Source organism: Streptomyces hygroscopicus subsp. hygroscopicus, from assembly GCF_001553455.1.
In the GTDB taxonomy this organism is placed as follows: Bacteria; Actinomycetota; Actinomycetes; order Streptomycetales; family Streptomycetaceae; genus Streptomyces; species Streptomyces hygroscopicus.
Genome location: NZ_BBOX01000288.1, coordinates 21731 through 38312, shown reverse-complemented (window position 1 = coordinate 38312; position 16582 = coordinate 21731). Strand labels below are relative to the sequence as shown.

Sequence of the window (16582 nt, the reverse complement as noted above, 5' to 3'; positions counted from 1 at the left end):
GCCCCGGCGCCCGGCCCCGCCGTGTGGCCGGGCAGCCCGGAGCCGCTCGGCGCCCGGCCGCGCCGGGGGCCCGGCGGGGTGTGGGGGACCAACTTCGCGCTGTGGGCGGGCGGTGCGGAGGCCGTCGAGCTGTGCCTGTTCGACGAGGACGGCCAGGAGACCCGCTGTCCGCTCACCGAGTTCTCCCATGAGGTCTGGCACGGTTTCGTCCCCGGCGTCCTGCCCGGCCGGAGGTACGGCTACCGCGTGCACGGCCGCTGGGACCCGTGGACCGGCGCCCGCTGGAACCCGGCGAAGCTGCTGCTGGATCCGTACGCCCGTGCCGTGGACGGGGACTTCGCGCTGCCCGCGGAGGTCTACGGACATGTGCGGGACTGGCCGCAGCAGCATGTGGCGGACACCGTCCGGGACGACCGCGACTCCGCCCCGTACGTCCCCAAGGGGGTGGTCGTCGGGGACGACGCCGCGGGCGGCGCGCCCGGCGAGTGGGCCGACGACCGCCGGCCCGGGACGCCGTGGGCCGAGTCGGTCATCTACGAACTCCATGTGCGCGGCTTCACCATGCGCCATCCCGAGGTGCCGCCCGAGCTGCGCGGCAGCTACGCGGGGCTGGCGCATCCGGCGGCGGTCGGGCATCTGACCCGGCTCGGGGTCACGGCGGTCGAGCTGCTGCCGGTGCATCAGTTCGCCCATGAGGACCATCTGCTGCGGCGGGGCCTGCGCAACTACTGGGGCTACAACTCCATCGGCTATTTCGCGCCGCACGCCGGGTACGCGTCCGGCGGCACCCGGGGACAGCAGGTCGGGGAGTTCCGGCGGATGGTGCGGGCCCTGCACCGCGCCGGGATCGAGGTGATCCTGGACGTCGTCTACAACCACACCGCGGAGGCCGGTGAGCTGGGCCCCACCCTCTCGCTGCGCGGGATCGACAACCGCGGCTACTACCGGCTGCAGCAGGACCCGCGCCGCTACGCCGACTTCACCGGCTGCGGCAACACCCTGCACGTCCTCCAGCCGCAGGTGCTGCGCCTGATCACCGACTCGCTGCGCTACTGGGTCACCGAGATGGGCGTGGACGGCTTCCGCTTCGACCTGGCCAGCGCGCTGGCCCGGGCCGCGCACGGTGTGGACATGCTCTCCCCCTTCCTGTCCGTGATCGCGCAGGATCCGGTGCTGCGCCGGGTCAAGCTGATCGCGGAGCCGTGGGACGTGGGCTCGGGCGGCTACCAGGTGGGTGCCTTCCCGCCGCTGTGGGCGGAGTGGAACGACCGCTACCGCGACGCGGTGCGGGACTTCTGGCGCGGGGCGCTGCCCGACGCCCGGGATCTGGGCTACCGGCTCTCCGGCTCCAGCGATCTGTACGACCGGAGCGGGCGCCGCCCGGACGCCTCGGTCAACTTCATCACCGCGCACGACGGTTTCACCCTGCGCGACCTGGTCTCCTACGAGCGCAAGCACAACGAGGCCAACGGGGAGGGCAACCGCGACGGCGCCCCCGACAACCGCGCCTGGAACTGCGGCGCGGAAGGCGAGACCGACGATCCGGACATCCGGGCGCTGCGCCGCCGCCAGCTGCGCAATCTGCTGGCCACCCTGCTGCTGTCCACCGGGGTGCCGATGCTGGTCGCGGGCGATGAGCTGGGCCGCACCCAGGGCGGCAACAACAACGCGTACTGCCAGGACAACGAGACCGGCTGGCTCGACTGGTCGCTGCTGGAGGACCCCGGCTGGCGCGCCCTCACCGAGCTCACCGCCCGGCTGATACGGCTGCGCCGGGCCCATCCGGTGCTGCGCCGCACGGCCTTCTTCTCCGGTCTGGCCCGGCCCCCGGAGGGGCTGCGCGACCTGGCGTGGTTCACCCCGCGCGGCACCGAGATGACCGAATCCGACTGGTACGCGCCGACGACCGCCCTCGGGGCCTACCTCTGGGGCCGCGATCTGCCCCAGAGCGATCCGCGCGGTGCCCCGCTCACCGACGACAGCTTCCTGGCGCTGCTGCACGCGGGCCCGCGGCCGCTCTCCTTCACCCTGCCCGGAGCGCCCTGGGCCCAGGGGTACGAACTGCTGCTGGACACCTCCCGTGAGGACCAGTGCGCGCCCCCGGGCACACGGCTCGCCGCGGGCGCGCCCATCGAGCTTCCGGAGCGCTCGGTCCTGCTGCTGCGCGCCCTCAGCGCCACGGACCTACGACAAAAAACCGAGTGAGCAGTGTCAGTGGCGGAACGTAGTCTCGCCACTGATGTCTGTGACGAGTGAACCCCGCGCCCAGGAAGGCGGATCCGCCCCGCGGCACCGCTCCACCACGCGTTCGCTCCTGCGGCTGTGGCCGTATGTGCGACCGGTGCGGGCGCGGCTGTTCACCGCGGCCGGGGTGGCGGTCGTCGCCTCCTGTCTGGGGCTGGTGATCCCGCTCGTCCTGAAGTGGATGGTGGACGGGCCGATCACCGACCGGGACCCGGGCGGGGTCTGGCTGGGCGGCGCGCTGCTGCTGGCCCTCGGCACGGCCGAGGCCGGGCTCTTCGGGCTGCGGCGCTGGCTGGTGGGGCGGCCCCTGGCCTCCGTGGAGGCCGCGATGCGCGCCGATCTCTACCGCCATCTGCAGCGCCTGCCGGTCTCCTTCCACGACCGCTGGGCCTCCGGCCAGCTGCTGTCCCGGGCCACGACCGATCTGATGCTGCTGCGGATGTTCCTGGCCTTCCCGCTCACCTTCCTGGTGGTCAACGGGGTCACCGTGCTGGCCGGGTTCGCCATCCTGCTGTCGCAGGAGTGGACGCTGGGCCTGGTCCTGGTGGTCCCGGCGGTGCCGCTGGTGATCCTGTGCTCGTTCTTCGAGACGCGGTACGCGGCGGTGGCCCGCACCGCGCAGGACCAGACCGGCGATCTGACGACGGTCGTCGAGGAGGGGGTGCTGGGCGTCCGGATCGTCAAGGGCTTCGGCCGCCACCGCAGCCAGGCCCGCGCCTTCCGCGCCCTGTCCGAGCAGGTCCGCTCCACCGAGCTGCACAAGGCGCGGCTGCTGGCCGCGCTCTGGGCGCTGATCATGACCCTGCCGGAGCTGGCGATCGGCGCGGCGCTGGTGCTCGGCACGGTGCGGGTCGCCGACGGCGATCTGTCGGCGGGCACGCTGGTCGCCTTCCTCTCCACCGCCCTGACGCTGCGCTGGCCCGTGGAGTCCCTCGGCTTCCTGCTGGCCATGAGCCAGGACGCGGCGACGGCCACCGACCGCTACTTCGACGTCATGGACGCCGTGCCGGCCGCCGCCCGCGACCGGCCCCGGACCGCGCCGCCCCGGCGGCGCGGCGAGGACGGGCTGCGGTTCGAGGGGGTGGAGTTCCGGTACCCGGACGCGCCGCCGGAGGAGCCGCCCGTGCTGCGCGGGGTCGATCTGCACATCCGGCCCGGCGAGACCATGGCGCTGGTCGGGGCGACCGGGTCCGGGAAGACCACGCTGACCGCTCTCGTCCCCCGGCTCCAGGAGGTCACCCGCGGGCGGATCACCCTCGACGGCCGGGACATCACCGCCCTCCCCCGGGAGGAGCTGCGCGCCCTGGTGGCCGTCGCGTTCGAGGAGCCCACGCTGTTCTCCGCCACCGCGGGGGAGAACGTCCTGATGGGCGCCCCCCACGCGGGGCGGGAGGACCTGCTGCGGGCCCTGAAGGTAGCGCAGGCCGATTTCGTGCACGCCCTGCCCGAGGGCACCGAGACCGAGGTCGGCGAGCAGGGGCTGAGCCTGTCCGGCGGCCAGCGGCAGCGGCTCGCGCTGGCGCGGGCCGTCGTGGGCGGCCCCCGGTTCCTGGTGCTCGACGATCCGCTCTCCGCGCTCGATGTGCACACCGAGGCGCTGGTGGAGGCGGCGCTGCGGCAGGTGCTGGCGTCCACGACCGCGCTGGTCGTCGCGCACCGGCCGTCCACCGTGCTGCTCGCGGACCGGGTCGCGCTGCTGTCGGAGGGCCGGATCGCCGCCGTCGGCACCCATCAGCGGCTGCTGCGGGAGAGCGCGGAGTACCGGTCGCTGATGTCCGGTCAGGAAGGCGAGGAGGGGGAGAGGAACCCATGACGACGGCCGAGGAGGAGCGGAAGCGCACGGACGGCGGGGACGGGGACGGCTGGGACCGGGACGACTGGGACGCGGCCGGGGACGGGGGCCGGTCGTCGTCCGACCCGTTCGACCGCGACGTCCTGCCGGTGCCCAAGGGCGCGTCCCTCGCCCTGCTGCGTTCGCTGCTCTCCCCGCGCCGGCGGCGGGTCTGGCTGGCGGCGGTCCTGCTGCTGCTCCAGCAGGCCGCCGTCCAGGCGGGACCGCTGCTCGTCGCGTACGCCATCGACCGGGCCGTGCCCGCCCTGCGCGACGGCGACCACGGCCCGCTGATCGCCGTCGGCGCGGGCTATCTGGGCTGTGCGCTCGCCTCCGGGGCGCTGCAGTACGCGTTCGTCCGCTCCTCCGCCCGGATCGGCCAGGACGTGCTGCTGGATCTGCGCGGCCGGATCTTCCGCCACGCCCAGGCGCTGAGCGTGGACTTCCACGAGCGCTACACCTCCGGCCGGCTGATCTCCCGCGCCACGACGGACGTCGAGTCGCTGCGCGAGCTGCTCACCGAGGGGCTGGAGGAGCTGCTCGGGGTCGCGCTGTCGGTCGTCTACATCTCCGTCACGCTGCTGTATCTCGACTGGGGCCTCGGCGGGGCGGCCCTGCTCTCGTTCTGGCCGCTGTACCTGCTGATCCGCTCCTTCCGGCGCCGTTCCATGCGGGTGTACCGCAAGCGGTCGACGGCCATCGCGGCGGTGATCGTGACGTTCACCGAGACCATGAACGGCATCCGTCCCGTGCAGGCGTTCCGCCGCGAGCGCGTCAACGACACGCGCTTCGGCGAACTCAACCACCGCCATGAGCGCACCAACGGGGACGCGATCCTGGAGATGGCCCGCTATGTGGTCAGCTCCCGGCTGGTGGCCAACGCGGCGGTGGCCGCGATCGTGCTCTGGGGCGCCTACCGGGTGGCCTCCGGTTCGCTCGCGCTCGGGGTGCTCGCGGCGGCCGCGCTGTATCTGCGCAGGCTCTACGACCCGATCGACCGCCTGGGGATGTTCCTCAACTCCTACCAGTCGGCGGCCGCCTCACTGGAGAAGATCGCGGGCCTGCTGGCCCAGCGCCCCTCCGTCCCCGAGCCCGCCGACCCCAAACCGCTGCCGCCGCGCCCCACGAAGGTCCCCGGCCGCGAGGTGGTCTTCGACGGGGTGCGCTTCGCCTACCGCACCGGCGGCGAGGTGCTGCCCCGCTTCGACCTCACGCTGCCCGCCGGGCAGACGGTCGCGGTGGTCGGGGCGACCGGCGCGGGCAAGTCCACCCTCGCCAAGCTGCTGGCCCGCTTCTACGACCCCAGTGAGGGCCGGGTGCTGCTCGACGGGGTGGATCTGCGCGATCTGGCCGCGCCCGAACTGCGGCGCGGAGTGGTCATGGTGACGCAGGAGGCGTTCCTGTTCTCCGGCACGATCGCCGACAACATCACCATCGGCCGCCCCGACGCCACCCGCGCCGAGGTCGAGCAGGCGGCCAAGGCGATCGGCGCGCACGACTTCATCGCCGCCCTGCCCGACGGCTACGACACGGATGTGCACAAGCGCGGCGGCCGGATCTCCGCCGGCCAGCGCCAACTGGTCGGCTTCGCCCGCGCCCTGCTCGCCGATCCGTCGGTCCTCATCCTCGACGAGGCCACCTCCTCCCTCGACATCCCCGGCGAACGGGCCGTGCAGCGGGCCATGGACACGGTGCTGCGCGGCCGTACGGCGGTGATCATCGCCCACCGGCTGTCGACCGTGGAGACCGCCGACCGGGTGCTGGTCATGGCCGACGGCCGGATCGTGGAGGACGGCCCGCCGGACCAACTGATCGCGGGGAAGGGCCGGTTCGCCACGCTGCACCAGGCGTGGCGGGACAGCCTGGTCTCCCCCACGTGAGGGTTCGGCCCGCGTCGGTCGGTGGTTCGCTTGGGGGTTCGGGTGGTGGTTTTCCGGTGGTTCGAGTGGTGGTTCAGCGGTGATTCGCCTGGTGGTTCAGCGGTGATTCGTCCAGTGGTTCACCCGGTGGCTCCCCCGTGATCCGCCCGGTGATTCGCCCATGATCCGCCCAGTGGTTCGCCCGGATGACAGACCCCGAGCGTGGGGACAGACCCCGAGCGCGGGCCGCAGGGCGCCGGTCCGCCCGGACGACAACCCACGAGCGCGGGCCCGCGGAGCGCTCAGTCCTCGTCCCAGTCGTCGTCCCAGTCGTCGTCTCAGTCGTCGTCGCGGTACGAGGCCAGCAGTCCGGCGGCGAGCACCGGGTCCACGACCGGGACACCCAGCCGCCGCTCCAGAAGCGGCCGGACGCCGATGGTGTTGAGGCCGGTGCAGGCGAGGAGCAGGGTGTCCGCGCCCGACTCGACGAGCCCGGCCGCGGCCTCCAGCACCGCCGCGGGGCCCTCCGGGGCGAGGAGGTCGGTGGTGCGGTGGACGCCCCGGGGGCGGGCGGAGGCGGTGAAGTGGTCGCCGAGCACCGCGCGCACGGCGGGCGGCGCCTCGTCCCTGATGCCCAGCACCCCGACCCGGCGGCCGAGGCCGAGGGCGACGGCGGCGGCCGCCGACCCCGCGCCGATGACGGGGATGCCGACGGCCTGACGGGTCTCCTGGAGCGCCGGGTCGGCGGCGCAGCTGATGATCAGGGCGCGCGCACCGGCCCCGGCCAGCTCCTGGGCGAGGGCGACGATCTTCGGTTCGGCGCGGGCCTCGGAGGCGTCGTCGTGGATGCCGTGCGGCTGGTCGGGGATGCACCGCGAGACGGTCGGCAACCCGTAACGCTCCTCGATCACCCTGCCATGGGTCGCGACGGCCGCCTCGTCGTCGCTGGTGAGGACCCGGATCACCCCGATGGGCCGAGCCGGTGCGGCGGACGAGGGCACGGACATGATGGGCCTCCGAGGGGTGAGGTGGACGAGGGCGCCGGGATGCGCCGAGGGGGCGCGGTACGCGAACGGGGCGGGGGTGTGCGGGGCCGTGCGGGCTGGCCCGAGCACGGGGCGGACGGGCCAGGACACGGGGGCTCGGGGCGGACGCGGTGCGGGGTGCGGGGTCTGCTGACGTGCGTATCGAGCCCCGCTCACGCACCCCTCAGCCCGAGGCCGCGACCACCTCCGCCGCCATCCGGACCGCTATGGCGCGGGCCAGCAGGACGGGGCGGTCCGCGGCGCGCAGTGCGGCGGCGCGCATCCGCTCGGTGTAGCCGATGCAGTCCAGGACCAGCCAGGAGCTGCCGCGGTCGGCGAGGGTGCGCGCGGCGGCGGCGATGTCGTCCAGGACGCGCTCGGCGGGGCCGTACGGATCGGCGGTGGCGGCCTGGACGCGGCCGGGCAGCAACTGCGCCCAGCGCCGGGAGACGTCCTCGGCCTGGTCGGGGTGCGGGCAGACGATGCCCACGGGATCGGTGCCCACGGTCGCGGCGACGGCCTGCTGCACCAGTGGTTCGGCGAACAACAGGGGCCGCCGGGACCGCACCGCCGGGAAACGGCCGGTGCACAGCAGCAGGGTCGCGGCGGCGCCGTCCCGCTCCGCGCGGCCGACCGCGTCCTCGATGCGCGGGATCAGCGCCCCGTGCCCGAGGAGCACCGAGCGGCCGTCACGCAGCCGCGAGATCAGCGGTGCCTCGCCGTCTTCTGGGGCCAGCAGCCGCCGGGTCGCGGCCTCGGCGTCGCCGTCGAACCGGTCGGCGTCGAGCGCGCCGTGTTCCACCAGGCGCACCCCGGGCAGCAGCGGCTCGGCGTCCGGGCGGAGGTCGGCGCGCGGGGCCTGGCCGATGGTGACGAGGCCGAGAGCCGGGGCGCCCGCCGGGATTCGCGGGCCCGCCGGGGCGTCCGCGTCCGCCGGGATCGGCGGCGCGTCCACGTTCGCGGGGCTGGCCGAGACATTCGCCTCCGCCCGGCTGGCCGAGGCGTTCGCGTCCGCCGGGCCCGCCGGGGCGTCCACGTGTACGGGCCGCGCGGCGGTTTCCGGGTTCGCCGGGGCCACGGCGTCGGCCAGGCTCGCCGAGCCCACTGGGACTCCGTCCACTGCCGGGCTCCCCGAGGCCTCCGGGTCCGCCGAACCCGCCAGGGCCCCCTCCACCGCCGGACCCCCCGGGGCCGCCACGGCCACCGGTCCCGCCGAGGCGTCCGCGTCCGCCGAATCCTCCGGGGCCGCCGCGTTCGCCGGGCCCGGTGAAGCCTTTGCCTTCGGCGGGGTCGCGGGGCCCCTCGGGGGCGTGGTCTCCGTGCTGTCCACAGGGTCCACCCTCTTCCTCACAGGGCCTTCGTGAGCTGGCCGACGTCGTTCAGGGAGCTACCGGCGACGAGTCCGGCGCCGACCAGCGACAGGTCGTTCTCGGCCTGCTCGTCGGACTCCTCGCGGGCCGCCGGGTCGGTGACCCCGCGCCGCCGCCACCGGGTGTAGAGCTGCCGGACCACCAGGGCGCCGAGGACCATCCATCCCGCCTGGGGCGTGGCCACCAGGAGTCCGGTGGCCAGCAGGACGCCCATCTGCCGGGACGGTCCGCCGAGGAGCTGGACGAGGGCGCCGGGGATCGCCCACAGCAGCATGGTGGTCATGGTGCCGGGTTCGAGGCCGGTCTTGATGGTGGTGACGTAGACCTCGGCGACCGGCGGCACCTTGCCGTCGGAGAAGAACGTCTTCCAGGCGATGGCGACGACCACCAGCGCCACGCCGAAGCCGACGAGCTGGGCGAGGTACTGCTGGCGCCGTCCCTCGAGTTCGAAGGGCCGCCAGGGCGCGGCGTCCCGGCGCAGCAGCCAGCCCGCCTTGAAGTCGTAGCCGAGGTCGGCGAAGGCGGGGCCGGTGGAGGCCGTGTAGCCGACCAGCAGGGCGAGCGGCACCGTCGGGATGTGCAGCACCAGGCCGATGATCAGGAAGATCAGGGTGACGGCGAAGGCCGGGAACCAGCCGGAGTGCATCGCCGCCAGCCCCACGATCAGCTGGTGCACGATGGCGGCGACACCGGCCAGCAGCACCCAGCCGACCAGGGCGGGCAGGGAGAGCCCGCCGACCACGCCGCCCCCGATCGCGACCACGACCGCGCCGCAGAGGAAGAGCGCCATGCCCTCCAGCAGGCCCCGGCGCAGCTGCGGGGCCTCGACCGTACGGCCGCCGTCGGCGTCCGGACCGGCCGCGGCCCCGGCGCCACCGGCCGCCTTCGCCCCGGCCGCCGCTGCCGCCCCGCCCTTCCGCGTCCGCATCAGCAGCAGCGCCTGGACCAGGGCGACGAGCCCCGCGCCGATCATGAGGCCGTGCGGCACATGGCGGGCGCCCAGGTCGAAGCCGAAGTCCGGGGCGTACTGGCCGATGGTCAGGCCGATGCCGAACATGGCCAGCGCCCAGATGTTGCCCAGGAAGCCCACACCCGCGGCGCTGGTCGGCAGCTTGAACAGCGCGCCGACGAAGCCGACCACCGCGCTCACGCCCAGGAGCGCCGCCTTGCGCCCGCCGGTGTCCCCGGCCCTGATGGTCTCGGCCGCCGCGATACCGGCGGGCCAGGAGCCGGTGGCGGGCAGCAGCTTGGAGTCGAACACCCGGAACAGCACCCAGCTGTCGACGGCCAGTCCGATGACGGCGCCGCCGAGCATGGGCCACACCAGGTCGTTACGGCCCAGTGCGAAGGGCACCGCGATCGGGGTGAGCAGGGAGTTCGCCGCGGCGAAGGTGGAGCCGGAGATCGCCGACTGCACCAGGTTCTGCCGGTGCTGGGAGCGCATCCGGGCCAGCACGCCGATCGGGATGCGGCCGATGAGCATCGCCACCAGGGCGCCGATCACCGCCGTGTTGGGGGACACCCCGAGCGTGGTGATCAGCACGATGCCGATCAGTGCGCCGAGGACCGACAGCACGATCGTGAGGACGAGGGTGACCGGTTCGAAGGCTCTGGGGTGCGACCGCGGTGGGGCGTCCGCGGCCGTGGCGGTGGCCTGGGTGTTCGGGTTCATGGGGACTCCTGCGGGGTCCGGAGGGGACGGGTCGGTCACCCCGCCGAGGTGAGGGCCCGTCCAGGTGGGGACGGGTCGGTCACCCCGCCGGGGTGAGGGCCTGGAGGTGGGTCATGGGTCCGTACAGCTCGACGAGGCGCGCGAACTCCTCGGGGTCCAGGAAGCGGGCGGTGCCGCGGCCGAACTCCTTGGCCGTCTCGATCGCGAACCGGGCGGCGACGGCGATGTCGGTCTCGTGGCTGGCGCCGGTGGCGCATCCGGCCACCGCCGTGGCCGCGGTGATGGCGAGGCCGACGACGGGGGCGGTGGTGGCGACGGCGGGCTGGAGGATGGAGTTGAGGTGGTGCACCCCGTTGCCGTACGGGGTGATGTCCTGCGTGGTGATCGGCAGGATGCGCGCCGGCTCACCCGTGACGCTCTCCAGGACGGACACCAGGTCCTCGCTGACCCGCAGGATCCAGCCCTGGCAGACCGTCGGCGACAGGGCGACACCGCGGTGGTTCAGCAGCCGGTTGCCCTTGGTGGTGTCGATGGAGACGACCGCGTCCATCGCGGGCGAGATCTCCTCGCGGTTGCACACCAGGGTGTCCACCGGGGAGTCCATGAAGGGTACGGGGTCGTGCGGCTGCGTGGGGGCCCAGCCGCTGACGTGGGTGGAGAACGTCACATCGCCGTCCAGGACGTCACCCCGGGCGTGCATGTCCAGCAGCTTGGCCGCGGCGGACAGCGCCGCCACCGCCCCGTCGGCGTCGGAGACCAGGCCGATCCGCTCCGGGCGGGCGCCGACTCCGCCGAGCCGGCCGAGGACGCCGAGGGTCGGGGCGTCGCCGCCGCCGAGCTTGCCGCGGCGTCCGGGGACGGTGACGGAGACGAAGTCCGTGCTGCCCTTGTCGCCCTCGACGGTACGCACCTCGACGCGCGGCGCGGTCGCCGGATCGGCTCCGGCCGCGGTCTGCACCGCGCGCAGATGATCGGCCAGGAGAGCGCCGCTGGTCTGCGGCCGGTCGAGGAGTTCGGTGATGTCAAGGACGTGTTTGAGCACGGGGGCCTCTCACGGCGGGGTGATGCGGTCGGTGGCGACAGTGGCCCGACCGGGCGAGCGGGGGATACGGCGCGCGGGGCGGGCACTGCCGCCGGGCACCGGCCTGGCCAGGGTCGTCCCGGCATCGCGCAGTGCGCAATGCTTTCTCTATATCCGAGAACGTTTACTCTTTCGTCATGGCCGAGAAGACTCCCGTAACCGGTGCCCCGCCCCTGCAGACCGCGGACCGGGTGCTGAACGTGCTGCTGGCCTTCGACCGGGAGCGCCCGGAGTGGGGCGTCACCGAGGTCGCCGAGGAGTTCGGGCTGGACAAGTCGGTGGCCCAGCGGCTGCTGGCGGCGCTGGCCTACCGGGGCTTCCTGGTCTCCGACAAGCGCTCACGCCGCTATCGGCTGGGCCCGGCGGTGTGGCATCTGTCCCGGGTGTGGGAGCGCGGCGGCGGCATGGCCAGTCTGGTCCGGCCGGTCCTGGAGGGGCTGGCCGAGACGGTCGGGGTGAACACGCTGTTCGCGGTCCCGGACGGGGTGCACATGCGCTGCGTCGCGGCGGTGGACGGCGCCACCGGCCCGCTGCGGTACTACGTGCTGGCGGGCGAGCTGTACCCGGCGCACGCCGGGGCCACCTCCCGCGCCTACTTCGGTATGCTCCCGCCCGGTGACCGGACCGTGCTGCTGTACGGCCGCCCGATGGCGCGCTTCAGCGAACACACCCTGACCGACCCGGTGCGGCTGGAGGAGCGCTTCTCCGAGGTGCGGCGCAACGGCTACGCCTACTCGGAGGGCGAGTACGATCCGGACACCGCGGCGCTCGCGGCGCCGGTTCTGGTGGGCAGACGTCCGGTGGGCACCCTGACCCTGGCCGCCACCCCCGAGGTGCTGCGCCCGCGCCGGGAACAGCTGGTCACACCGCTGCTACAGGGCACCGCCGACCTGGGCAGGCTGCTCACACCGGCCCGGCCGAGGCACGCCCCGCACCGCGAGCGGCGCTGAGCGGAGGGGCCGCGTGAGCGGGACCGCACCACGCACGCGGGGCCGCGCCCCGGACCTCCCCCTCCGCGCGCCTTCCGTCCCTTCGCCCCTCGTCCCTTCCGTACCTTCCGCCACTCCCCTTCCTTCCAGAAAGGCCCCCTCATGCAGTTGCTGCTGCTGTCGAACTCCACCGCGCCCGGCCGCGGCTACCTGGAACACGCACGGGAGGAGATCGCCTCGGCGCTGGACGGCATACGCCGGCTCGTCTTCGTGCCGTACGCGCTGGCCGACCACGACGGCTACACCGCCCAGGTGGCCACGGCCCTGGAGCCGCTGGGCATCGAGGTCACCGGTGCGCACACCGCCGAGGACCCGGCCGCGCTGGTGCGCGGGGCGCAGGCGGTGTTCGTCGGCGGCGGCAACAGCTTCCGGCTGCTCAAGGCGCTGCACGAGCGCGATCTGGTCGGGGCGATACGCGAGCGGGTGGCCTCCGGCGCCGTCTACATGGGCTCCAGCGCGGGCACCAACATGGCCTGCCCGACCCTGCGCACCACGAACGACATGCCCATCGTCCAGCCGCCCACCTTCGACGCGCTGGCGCTGCTGCCGTTCCAGATCAATCCGCACTACCTCGACGCCAAGCCGGACACCGCCCATATGGGCGAGACCCGGGCCCAGCGGCTCGAGCAGTTCCTGGAGGAGAACGACGTCCCCGTGGTCGGGCTGCGCGAAGGCACCTGGCTGCGGCGGGACGCGGACCGGCTGACGCTGGGCGGTATCGAGGCCGGGGCGATCCTCTTCCGCAGGGGCCAGGACCCGGCCGAGCTGCGTCCCGGCGACGACCTGAGCGCGCTGCTGAGTGAGGAGCCGCGCTTCGACTCCGCGGCACGCTGACCCTACGGCTCAGGACCCCCGCGCCTCACTCCCCGACCGTGCCGTCGGCCAACTCCCTTACGACGTCGAGCTGTCCGGCGTGGCGGGCGTACTCCTGGAGCAGGTGGAAGAGGATCCAGCCGAGCGTCGGGGCCTCGGCCCCGGTGGCGAACCGCCCACCGGTGGCCGCCCGGCGCTCCAGCGGTACGCCCGCGACGGCCGCCCGCGACCATGCGCACTGCTCCTCGTACCGCGCCAGCACCTCGTCCGGCGACATGCCCTCGGGAACCCGCCATCGGTCGTCGGGGCCGCGGTCGCCCCAGGGGTCGTCCACCGCCTCGCCCAGGAATCCCCAGCGCAGCCAGCGCCGTTCGACATGGGTCAGATGGTGGAGCAGTTCCAGCGGGGTCCAGCCGGACGGCAGCCGACTGGTGCGCAGCTCGTGCTCCGAGAGGCCGTCGAGCTTGTCCGGCACGACGGTGCGGAAGTAGTCGAGGTAGGCGCCGAGCATGTGGTGGGGGTCGGTGAGCACATACGGGGGCTCGTCGATCGGGTTCGTGGGGTGGGACATGACGGCGATGCTAGGGAAAGCCCCTGACATGACGCCATGGCAGAAATTGACCGTTAATCACCGCCATGCGGACGCGGCACACGTGTCAACGGACGCTTTCCGGTCAACTTGCTGTCGCGGTCCTGACAGGTGTAGTCCACCGGTGGCACTCTTCCCTCGGCCGAGGCACAGCATTCCCCCAGCAAGCGGCTGTGCGGAGACCGTTCCCGCCCACACCCCCCGGTCGCACCGCGGCCGCGCCCCGTCGCCCGTCCACGACAGGGCGCACCCGGTAACGCCAAGCACCACCCCGGCCGCACCCCGGCCGCGCCCCGTCGCGCACCTGCGGCAAGGCGCACCCCGCAACACCCAGCACCACCCCGGTCGCACCCCGGCCGCGCCCCGCCGCCCGTCCGCGGCAAGGCGCACCCGGTAGCGCCAGAGGAAGGCACCCGTTCTGCCACGTTCTGCCCGGACGGCGACCCAGTCGCCCGGTCGTCCCGGCCGTGCCACCGCGCGGCCAGTGCAGAAGGAGTCAGCGTGAGACCCCTCCCCCAACGGCACCTCAGACCCAGCAGCCGCAGATCCGGTCGCACCCCAGGTCACCGGGGCATCGCGACCGGTGCGCTGGTCGTCGCGGCGGCGATGATCGGCGTCGGCTTCCAGAGCGGCACCGCCGCCGCCCGCCCGGACGACTCCACCGCGAACGCCGCGAACGCCGCGAACGCCGCCTCCCGTCCCGCCGCCCGCACGATATCCGGCGCTCCCGACCCCGGTGCCCTCCCCGCCAAGCTGTCCCCCGCCCAGCGCGCCAGGCTGATCGCCAAGGCGGACGCGGCCAAGGACGCCACCGCCGAGGGCCTCGGGCTCGGCGCCAAGGAGAAGCTGGTCGTCAAGGACGTCGTCAAGGACGCCGACGGCACCACCCACACCCGCTACGAGCGCACCTACGCCGGACTGCCCGTCCTCGGCGGCGACCTGGTCGTCGACCGGGCGAAGAGCGGTGCGCGGCTGACCGTCGCCAAGGCGACGAAGGCCCGGCTGTCCGTCGCGACCACCACCGCCGCCGTCGCCCCCGCCACCGCCGAGAAGGCCGCCGTGAAGGCGGCGAACGCGCAGGGTTCGCGGAAGACCGCGGCCGACCGGGCGCCCCGCAAGGTGATCTGGGCCGCGAAGGGCACCCCCACCCTCGCCTATGAGACGGTCGTCGGCGGTCTCCAGGATGACGGCACGCCGAACGAGCTGCACGTCATCACCGACGCCGCCGGCGGGAAGCAGCTGTTCGCGTTCCAGGGCGTCAAGACGGGCACCGGGAACAGCCAGTACAGCGGCCAGGTCGCGCTCGGCACCTCGGGCAGTGCGGGCTCGTACAACCTCACCGACTCCGGCCGGGGCAACCACAAGACGTACAACCTCAACCGGGGCACCTCGGGCACCGGCACGCTCTTCACCGACGCCGACGACGTGTGGGGCGACGGGACCACCTCCGACGCCGCGACCGCCGGTGTGGACGCGCACTACGGCGCCGCCGAGACCTGGGACTACTACAAGAACGTCCATGGCCGCACCGGCATCCGGGGCGACGGCGTCGGGGCGTACTCCCGCGTCCACTACAGCAGCGGCTACGTCAACGCCTTCTGGCAGGACTCCTGCTTCTGCATGACCTACGGCGACGGCTCGGGCAACGCCAAGCCGCTGACCTCGCTGGACGTCGCGGCGCACGAGATGAGCCACGGGGTCACCGCGGCCACCGCCAACCTCACCTACAGCGGTGAGTCCGGCGGGCTCAACGAGGCCACCTCGGACATCTTCGCCGCCGCCGTGGAGTTCTACGCGGACAACGCGAGCGACCCCGGGGACTACCTCGTCGGCGAGAAGATCGACATCAATGGGAACGGCACCCCGCTGCGCTACATGGACAAGCCCAGCAAGGACGGGGCCTCCAAGGACAGCTGGTACTCCGGGGTCGGCAATGTGGACGTCCACTACTCGTCCGGTATCGCCAACCACTTCTTCTACCTGCTCTCCGAGGGCAGCGGCACCAAGGTCATCAACGGGGTCGGCTACAACAGCCCGACCTCCGACAACCTCCCGGTCACCGGCATCGGCCGGGACAACGCGGAGAAGATCTGGTTCAAGGCGCTGAGCCAGCGGATGACCTCGAACACCAACTACGCGGGCGCCCGCGACGCCACCCTGTGGGCGGCGGGCGAGCTGTTCGGCCAGGGCAGCGCGCAGTACAACGCGGTGGCCAACGCCTGGGCCGGGGTCAATGTCGGCACCCGGATCGCCGACGGGGTCACCGTCACCCCGCCCGGCGACCAGACCAGCATCGTCGACCAGGCCACCAGCCTCCAGATCACCGCGACCAGCTCCAACCCGGGCGCGCTGGGCTACGCGGCCACCGGGCTCCCCGCGGGCCTGGCCATCGACCCCTCGACCGGTCTGATCTCCGGTACGCCGACCACCCTCGGCTCCAGCTCGGTGACGGTCACGGTGACCGACGCGGCCGGCGAGACCGGTACGGCGTCCTTCACCTGGACGGTGAACACCAGCGGCGGCAGCGTCTTCGAGAACACCGCGGACGTCTCCATCCCGGACGCGGGTCAGCCGGTCACCTCGCCGATCACGGTGAGCCGGGCCGGTAACGCGCCCGCCAACCTCCAGGTGGGCGTGGACATCGTGCACTCCTACCGCGGCGACCTGGTGATCGATCTGATCGCCCCGGACGGTACGTCCTACCGGCTCAAGAACTCCAACCTGTTCGACTCTGCGGACGACGTGCGGACCACGTACACCGTGAACGCGTCCGCCAAGACCGCGGTCGGGGTCTGGAAGCTCCAGGTCCAGGACCTGTACGCGGGGGACACGGGCTATCTCGACAGCTGGAAGCTGACCTTCTGACGGAGCGCCGCAGCTCCCCGTGAACAGGCGCCGTCAGGGGTCGACCCGACTCCCCCTGGCGGCGCCTCTCCACCGTCCGCGGCGCTCCTTCCGGTGTCCGGCAGGTGTCCGGTATCCGAAGGTTGATCAGCATTCAGCGAACGGTTTCCCCCAGAGCTGCCGTGAAACCCGTGACATGTCCCCGACTTGTGTGACAGTCTGCCCACGCATTACGCATCCGCACCTCTTGTTCAGCACCGGACCG

The 16582-nt window shown here is 73.4% G+C and carries 11 protein-coding genes; 6 read left to right on the top strand and 5 right to left on the bottom strand.

Annotated features, from left to right (window positions below):
• The 3 genes from glgX to AXW62_RS27165 all read left to right on the top strand — a co-directional run.
• Positions 1 to 2205 (top strand): glycogen debranching protein GlgX (gene glgX / locus AXW62_RS27175; protein ID WP_060946836.1); only part of this gene is annotated, 2205 nt, incomplete at its 5' end.
• 34 nt (positions 2206 to 2239) lie between these two features.
• Positions 2240 to 4057: an ABC transporter ATP-binding protein gene (locus AXW62_RS27170; protein WP_060946834.1), complete on the top strand. Its 1818-nt coding sequence runs from the start codon at positions 2240 to 2242 to the stop codon at positions 4055 to 4057.
• Positions 4054 to 5955, top strand: coding sequence for an ABC transporter ATP-binding protein (locus tag AXW62_RS27165; RefSeq protein WP_060946833.1), 1902 nt, complete (start codon positions 4054 to 4056; stop codon positions 5953 to 5955). The genes AXW62_RS27170 and AXW62_RS27165 overlap by 4 nt, the downstream gene beginning before the upstream one ends.
• A gap of 317 nt (positions 5956 to 6272) precedes the next feature.
• Here AXW62_RS27165 and AXW62_RS27160 read toward each other — a convergent pair whose 3' ends face one another.
• The 4 genes from AXW62_RS27160 to AXW62_RS27145 form a co-directional block, all read right to left on the bottom strand.
• On the bottom strand, positions 6273 to 6941 hold the full coding sequence (locus tag AXW62_RS27160) for an aspartate/glutamate racemase family protein (RefSeq protein WP_060946832.1): 669 nt from the start codon (positions 6939 to 6941) through the stop codon (positions 6273 to 6275).
• Between the two features lie 202 nt (positions 6942 to 7143).
• A complete protein-coding gene (locus AXW62_RS27155; RefSeq protein WP_244503233.1) occupies positions 7144 to 8079 on the bottom strand; it encodes an AroM family protein in 936 nt (311 codons plus the stop codon).
• A gap of 227 nt (positions 8080 to 8306) precedes the next feature.
• A complete protein-coding gene (locus AXW62_RS27150; protein WP_060946831.1) occupies positions 8307 to 10001 on the bottom strand; it encodes an OPT/YSL family transporter in 1695 nt (564 codons plus the stop codon).
• A gap of 79 nt (positions 10002 to 10080) precedes the next feature.
• Positions 10081 to 11043, bottom strand: coding sequence for a DUF1177 domain-containing protein (locus AXW62_RS27145; RefSeq protein ID WP_060946830.1), 963 nt, complete (start codon positions 11041 to 11043; stop codon positions 10081 to 10083).
• A gap of 176 nt (positions 11044 to 11219) precedes the next feature.
• Between AXW62_RS27145 and AXW62_RS27140 the strand changes: the two genes are divergently transcribed.
• Both AXW62_RS27140 and pepE read left to right on the top strand, forming a co-directional pair.
• Entirely contained in the window at positions 11220 to 12032 is an 813-nt protein-coding gene (locus AXW62_RS27140; protein WP_030823699.1) for an IclR family transcriptional regulator, read from the top strand.
• A gap of 141 nt (positions 12033 to 12173) precedes the next feature.
• On the top strand, positions 12174 to 12905 hold the full coding sequence (pepE, locus tag AXW62_RS27135; RefSeq protein ID WP_060946829.1) for a dipeptidase PepE: 732 nt from the start codon (positions 12174 to 12176) through the stop codon (positions 12903 to 12905).
• Between the two features lie 25 nt (positions 12906 to 12930).
• On the opposite strand, the gene AXW62_RS27130 is transcribed toward pepE, so the two are convergent.
• A complete protein-coding gene (locus AXW62_RS27130; RefSeq protein ID WP_060946828.1) occupies positions 12931 to 13455 on the bottom strand; it encodes a DinB family protein in 525 nt (174 codons plus the stop codon).
• A 624-nt stretch (positions 13456 to 14079) separates the two neighbouring features.
• Between AXW62_RS27130 and AXW62_RS27125 the strand changes: the two genes are divergently transcribed.
• On the top strand, positions 14080 to 16338 hold the full coding sequence (locus AXW62_RS27125; protein WP_060946827.1) for a M4 family metallopeptidase: 2259 nt from the start codon (positions 14080 to 14082) through the stop codon (positions 16336 to 16338).
• Positions 16339 to 16582: the final 244 nt, after the last annotated feature.